The organism is Rhizobium sp. Leaf453, from assembly GCF_001425605.1.
Classification (GTDB): Bacteria; Pseudomonadota; Alphaproteobacteria; order Rhizobiales; family Rhizobiaceae; genus Pararhizobium.
Window position 1 is genome coordinate 916 of sequence record NZ_LMRG01000019.1, and the last position, 5,798, is coordinate 6,713.

Annotated in this window: 4 protein-coding genes and 1 pseudogene; 3 read left to right on the top strand and 2 right to left on the bottom strand. The window is 61.3% G+C overall.

The window, feature by feature from the left end; translation table 11 throughout:
• Window positions 1–193 precede the first annotated feature (193 nt).
• Window positions 194–1,507, bottom strand: a complete 1,314-nt coding sequence (preA, locus tag ASG68_RS18095) for an NAD-dependent dihydropyrimidine dehydrogenase subunit PreA (protein ID WP_062582662.1) — start codon at window positions 1,505–1,507, stop codon at window positions 194–196.
• Between the two features lie 14 nt (window positions 1,508–1,521).
• On the bottom strand, window positions 1,522–2,883 hold the full coding sequence (locus tag ASG68_RS18100; protein WP_062582664.1) for an NAD(P)-dependent oxidoreductase: 1,362 nt from the start codon (window positions 2,881–2,883) through the stop codon (window positions 1,522–1,524).
• Window positions 2,884–3,090: 207 nt separating this feature from the next.
• On the opposite strand from ASG68_RS18100, the gene ASG68_RS18105 reads away from it, so the two are divergent.
• The 3 genes and pseudogenes from ASG68_RS18105 to ASG68_RS32515 form a co-directional block, all read left to right on the top strand.
• Window positions 3,091–4,044 carry a sugar-binding transcriptional regulator gene (locus ASG68_RS18105; protein WP_062582666.1) on the top strand — a complete coding sequence of 318 codons (954 nt, stop codon included), beginning with the start codon at window positions 3,091–3,093 and terminating at the stop codon, window positions 4,042–4,044.
• 153 nt (window positions 4,045–4,197) lie between these two features.
• Window positions 4,198–5,508 (top strand): ABC transporter substrate-binding protein, encoded by a 1,311-nt coding sequence (locus tag ASG68_RS18110; protein WP_062582668.1) that lies wholly within the window; start codon window positions 4,198–4,200, stop codon window positions 5,506–5,508.
• A 192-nt stretch (window positions 5,509–5,700) separates the two neighbouring features.
• Window positions 5,701–5,798, top strand: a pseudogene (locus ASG68_RS32515) (sugar ABC transporter permease); the annotation flags it as partial.

Genomic DNA, 5,798 nt, shown 5'->3' on the forward strand with positions numbered 1-5,798 from the left:
TCCCCTTGCGGGAGAGGACACAAAATCAACATCTTAGCCGCAGGCTAAGTGTTAGATTTTGTTGGTGAGGGGCTTGTTCTTCTGCCGCTATACCTGCCCACTTTCTTGCAATTTCTTAGCACCTAACTGAAGCCAGGATGCTGAAATTGCTTTCTCCCCAGTTGAGGGGAGAAAGCACAAGGTTGCCCCCAAATCACTCCGCAGCCTGGCGGGCCATGGGGTTGTTCGGGTGGGTGGTCCAGTTGGCGTAGTTGGGGTCGACGGTCTTGCCGGTGCGTTCGTCGAGGGTGCCGGGTTCGAGGCCGACCATGGTGATGCAGTCCTGGACCGGGCAGACATTGACGCAGAGATTGCAGCCGACGCATTCGTCTTCCATGACCTCGAAATGCCTGATGCCATTGACGTACTGCGTGATCGCCTGGTGCGAGGTGTCCTCGCAGGCGATGTGGCAGCGGCCGCACTTGATGCAGGCATCCTGGTCGATGCGGGCCTTGGCGATATAGTTGAGGTTGAGATACTGCCAGTCGGAGACGTTGGGGACGGCGCGGCCGGTGATGTCGTCGAGCGTGCGGTGGCCCTTGGTATCCATCCAGGCGGACAGGCCGGAAATCATTTCCTGGACGATCTTGAAGCCATAGGTCATCGCCGCGGTGCAGACCTGCACATTGCCGGCGCCGAGAACCAGGAATTCGGCGGCGTCGCGCCAGGTGGTGATGCCGCCGATGCCGGAGATCGGCAGGCCGTAGGTTTCCGGATCGCGGGCGATCTCGGCGACCATGTTGAGCGCGATCGGCTTGACCGCCGGGCCGCAATAGCCGCCATGGCTGCCCTTGCCGTCGATCGACGGTTCCGGCGAGAACGTGTCGAGATTGACCGAGGTGATCGAGTTGATCGTGTTGATCAGCGATACGGCATCGGTACCACCGGACTTCGCGGCGCGGGCCGGCTTGCGGATGTCGGTGATATTAGGCGTCAGCTTGGTGATGACCGGCATGCGGGTATATTGCTTGCACCAGCGCACGACCATTTCGATATATTCCGGCACCTGTCCGACCGCGGCCCCCATGCCGCGCTCCGACATGCCGTGCGGACAGCCGAAGTTGAGCTCGATGCCATCGGCGCCGGTTTCCTCGACCAGCGGCAGGATCGCTTTCCAGGCGTTTTCCTCGCAGGGCACCATGATCGAGGCGATCAGCGCCCGGTCCGGCCAGTTCATCTTCACCTGCTTCATTTCGCGCAGGTTGGTGTAGAGGTCACGGTCGGTGATCAGTTCGATGTTGTTGAGACCGAGCAGACGGCGGTCGGCGCCCCAGATGGCGCCGTAGCGCGGGCCGTTGACGTTGACGACGGGGGGGCCTTCCTCCCCAAGCGTTTTCCAGACCACGCCGCCCCAGCCTGCCTTGAAGGCGCGCTCGACATTGTAGGCCTTGTCGGTCGGCGGCGCCGACGCCAGCCAGAAAGGGTTCGGAGATTTGATGCCGACGAAATTGTTGCGCAGATCAGCCATGGCTCATTCTCCCTTCAAGCGACGGCAACAGCCGGCTGACGCGCAGCGGCCAGTGCAAGGTTGATCGATTCGGCCGCATCGCGGCCCATGGCGACGGCCGAAACCGTCAGGTCTTCGCCGCCGAGAACACAGTCGCCACCGGCCCAGACGCGATCGAGCGAGGTGCGGCCCTCATCGTCGATGACGATGCGGCCGGATTGCAGGGCGATGGTGCCGAGACCATCGGCCTCGAAGGTCTGGCCGATCGCTTTGAGGATATGATCGGCGGTGATGACGCCGGTCTCGCCTGTCGTGACAAGCCGTCCGTCCGTCATCGTCGTGTAATCGAGTTCGATGCCGGCCACCTTGCCGTCGCGGGCGATGATGCGCTTCGGCTGCAGCCAGTGACGGATCGTCACACCCTTGGCGGCGGCGAGATCCTGCTCGAACTCGGAGGCGTTCATGTTTTCCTTGCCGCGGCGGTAACAGATCGTCACCTCTTCGGCGCCGAGCAGCTTGGCCTGGACGGCGGCATCGACGGCCGTCATGCCGCCGCCGAGGACGACGACGCGGCGGCCGACGGGAATATCGTCCTTCGTTTCGGATTGGCGAAGGGCGGCGATGAAATCGACGGCATCCTCGACGCCTTCTGCCGTTTCGCCCTCCGTCTTCAGCGCATTGACGCCGGCAAGGCCGAGGCCGAGGAAGACGGCATCATGGCGCGACAGGAGATCAGACAGCGAAAAATCGCGCCCGAGCATCTGGCCGTTGCGGATATCGATGCCGCCGATCGACAGCACATAGTCGACTTCCGCCTGGGCAAAATCATCGACAGCCTTGTAGGTGGCGATGCCATATTCATTGAGGCCGCCCGCCTTCTTGCGGGCATCGTAGATCACGACGTCATGGCCCTTCACGGCCAGACGATGGGCGCAGGCGAGACCAGCCGGGCCGGCGCCGACGATGGCGACCGTTTTGCCCGATGATTCGGCGCGCGTATAGAACTGCCGATTTTCGCGCATGGCGATGTCGGTGGCGTAACGCTGCAGGCGGCCGATCTCGACAGGCCGGTGCTCGGCCGCGTTGCGCACGCAAGCCTGCTCGCACAGGGTTTCGGTGGGACAGACGCGGGCGCACATGCCGCCGAGAATGTTCTGGTCGAAGATGGTGTTGGCCGAGCCGATCGGGTTTCCAGTCGATATCTGCCGGATGAACAGCGGGATATCGATGGAGGTGGGACAGGCCGTCATGCAGGGCGCGTCATAACAGAAGTAGCATCGATCGGATGCGACCAGCGCCTCATGCTCGTCGAGCGGCGGATGCAGATCGGAAAAATTCGTCTCGTATTGGGCGGGCGACAGGCGGCCGCTCCGCAATCCAGTTTCAGTCGTTCCCATTTTTTTGCTCCCAAATGTCTTGCCTCAGGATGATGAAACGGTAACACGCTTTATTTTTTTATCAAATGGTAAAATTTCAAAAAAGAAAACGCTGGAATCGCCGGGATACAGGGCTTTGCGGACTGGTCTGTCGGGGGTAATCATGCTCTGCGTTTGACAGGCGAGCGGAAAAGGTGTCAGCACATTTTCGCAGGGAGTATCAGGACGATGGCGCGTAAACCGGAAGCGAACAACAGGCTTGACGATGCCGCGCGTGCGGGCTGGCTCTACTATGTGGCCGGGCGCACGCAGGACGAGATCGCGTCGGCCATGGGGATCTCCCGGCAATCGGCGCAGCGGCTGGTGTCGCTCGCCATGGCCGAGCGGCTGATCAAGGTGCGGCTGGACCACCCGATTGCCGCCTGTCTCGAACTCGGGTTGCAGCTCAAGGAAAAATTCGGGCTGAAGCTGGTCGATATCGTACCGAGCGATCCAGGTTCCTCGTCCACCACCGTCGGTATTGCCGAGGCGGGGGCGGCGGAGATCGAGCGCTGGCTGAAATCGGCCGACCCGATCGTGCTGGCCATCGGCACGGGACGAACGCTGAAGGCGGCGATCGACCAGCTGCCGGCGATGGAATGTCCGCAGCACCGGATCGTGTCGCTCACCGGCAATATCGGTCTCGACGGTTCGGCGGCCTATTACAACGTCATCTTCTCGATGGCGGACGCGGTCAAGGCGCGGCATTTTCCGATGCCGCTGCCGGTTCTCGTTTCCTCGCCCGAGGAGCGGGAAGTGCTGCACAACCAGGTTCTGGTTCGCTCGGCGCTGAAACTCGGCGCCGAAGCCAATGTCGCTTTCGTGGGCGTCGGTGAACTCGGGCAGGATGCGCCGCTCTGCGAGGACGGGTTCCTCGGCCGGGACGAGATGGCGCGGCTGATGAGCGAGGGGGCCGTCGGCGAAATCTGCGGCTGGATGTTCGATCGTGACGGTGAATTGCTGTCCGGCAGCATCAACGAACGCGTCGCCAGCGTGCCCTTGCCGTCGCGCGATTCGGCCGTGGTCATCGGTATCGCCAAGGGCAAGCGCAAACACGCGGCCCTGAGCGCCGCGCTGAAGGGGCACGTGATCAACGGTCTGATCACGGACGAGGCGACGGCCGAGTTTCTGCTCGCTCAATGAGCGAATGTTCATAAATAATCCAAAGTGATTTCAATCCTTTAGGGATTCGTTTCTGCAGTGCAGCAACGAATGCCGATTGACATTTTTTGCATTTCTGTGAGTAATTGCCCACGAGCAAGGCAAATGCTCATAACTCTTCTGGGAGGAAGATATATGAACTTGAAAACTTTTTTGCTGGGCACGTGCTCGGCAGTCGTCATCGCGGGTTTTGCACAGGCTGAAACCCTCACCATTGCCACGGTGAACAATGGCGACATGGTCCGCATGCAGACGCTGACGGACGACTTCACCAAGGCAAATCCTGATATCCAGCTCGAATGGGTCACCCTGGAAGAGAACGTGCTGCGCGAACGCGTCACCACGGACATCGCCACCAAGGGCGGCCAGTACGACGTTCTGACGATCGGCACCTACGAAGTTCCGATCTGGGCAAAGCAGGGTTGGCTCCTTCCGCTGGACAATCTCGGCGCCGATTATGACGTCGACGATCTGCTTCCGGCCATCCGTTCGGGCCTGACCGCCGACAACAAGCTGTACGCAGCGCCGTTCTACGGCGAAAGCTCGATGGTCATGTACCGCAAGGACCTGATGGAAAAGGCCGGGCTGACCATGCCCGACGCCCCGACCTGGGAGTTCATCAACGAAGCAGCCCGCAAGATGACGGACCGTAGCGCCGACATCAACGGCATTTGCCTTCGCGGCAAGGCCGGCTGGGGCGAGAACATGGCGTTCCTGACCGCCACGTCCAACGCTTTCGGCGCACGCTGGTTCGATGAAAACTGGAAGCCCCAGTTCGATCAGCCGGAGTGGAAGGCGACGCTCGACATGTATGTCAAGCTGATGAACGATGCCGGCCCGCAGGGCGCTTCGTCGAACGGCTTCAACGAAAACCTGGCGCTGTTCCAGCAGGGCAAGTGCGGCATGTGGATCGACGCCACGGTTGCAGCCTCGTTCGTGACCAACCCGAAGGACTCCACCGTTGCCGACAAGGTCGGTTTCGCTCTGGCGCCTGACACCGGTCTCGGCAAGCGCGGCAACTGGCTGTGGGCATGGAACCTTGCCATCCCGGCCGGCACGCAGAAGGCAGCGGCTGCAGAGAAGTTCGTTTCCTGGGCAACCTCGAAGCACTATCTCGACATCGTCGCGGCCAAGGAAGGCTGGGCAAACGTTCCTCCGGGCACGCGCACCTCGCTCTACAACAACCCCGAGTACCAGAAGGCGGCTCCGTTCGCCAAGATGACGCTCGACTCGATCAATGCCGCCGACCCGAAGAACCCGTCGGTCAAGCCGGTTCCGTATGTCGGCGTCCAGTTCGTCGCCATCCCGGAATTCCAGGGTCTTGGCACGACGGTCGGCCAGCTGTTCTCGGCAGCGCTTGCCGGTCAAATGTCGGTTGACGATGCACTTGCACAGGCACAGACGGCCGCCACCCGCGAAATGACGCGCGGCGGTTACATCAAGTAAGGTTCCTTCCCAAGGACGGGCGACCCGGACCTCAACCCGGGTCGCCAATTTTAGCCTGACGTTGGCCGTTGCCAGCTTTCCGAACCGCACCGGTTGACGTCAGGTCTTTTCAAGAAAGAATGAAAAAGCTGGCGTGCTGTCCTCCCGGCGTGGCGGGCGATGAGACCGGCTGACGAAAGGGAGGGACTACTCATGGCGACAACGAACACTCGTGGTCTGGCGCGATTGATGATGGCGCCGTCGGTTGGGTTGCTGTTGATCTGGATGATCGTGCCTTTGGCGATGACGTT

Coding starts and splice junctions, on each gene's coding strand:
- ASG68_RS18100 (WP_062582664.1), bottom strand. CDS start 2,883: ATGGGAACGACTGAAACTGGATTGCGGAGCGGCCGCCTGTCGCCCGCC.
- ASG68_RS18105 (WP_062582666.1), top strand. CDS start 3,091: ATGGCGCGTAAACCGGAAGCGAACAACAGGCTTGACGATGCCGCGCGT.
- ASG68_RS18110 (WP_062582668.1), top strand. CDS start 4,198: ATGAACTTGAAAACTTTTTTGCTGGGCACGTGCTCGGCAGTCGTCATC.
- preA (WP_062582662.1), bottom strand. CDS start 1,507: ATGGCTGATCTGCGCAACAATTTCGTCGGCATCAAATCTCCGAACCCT.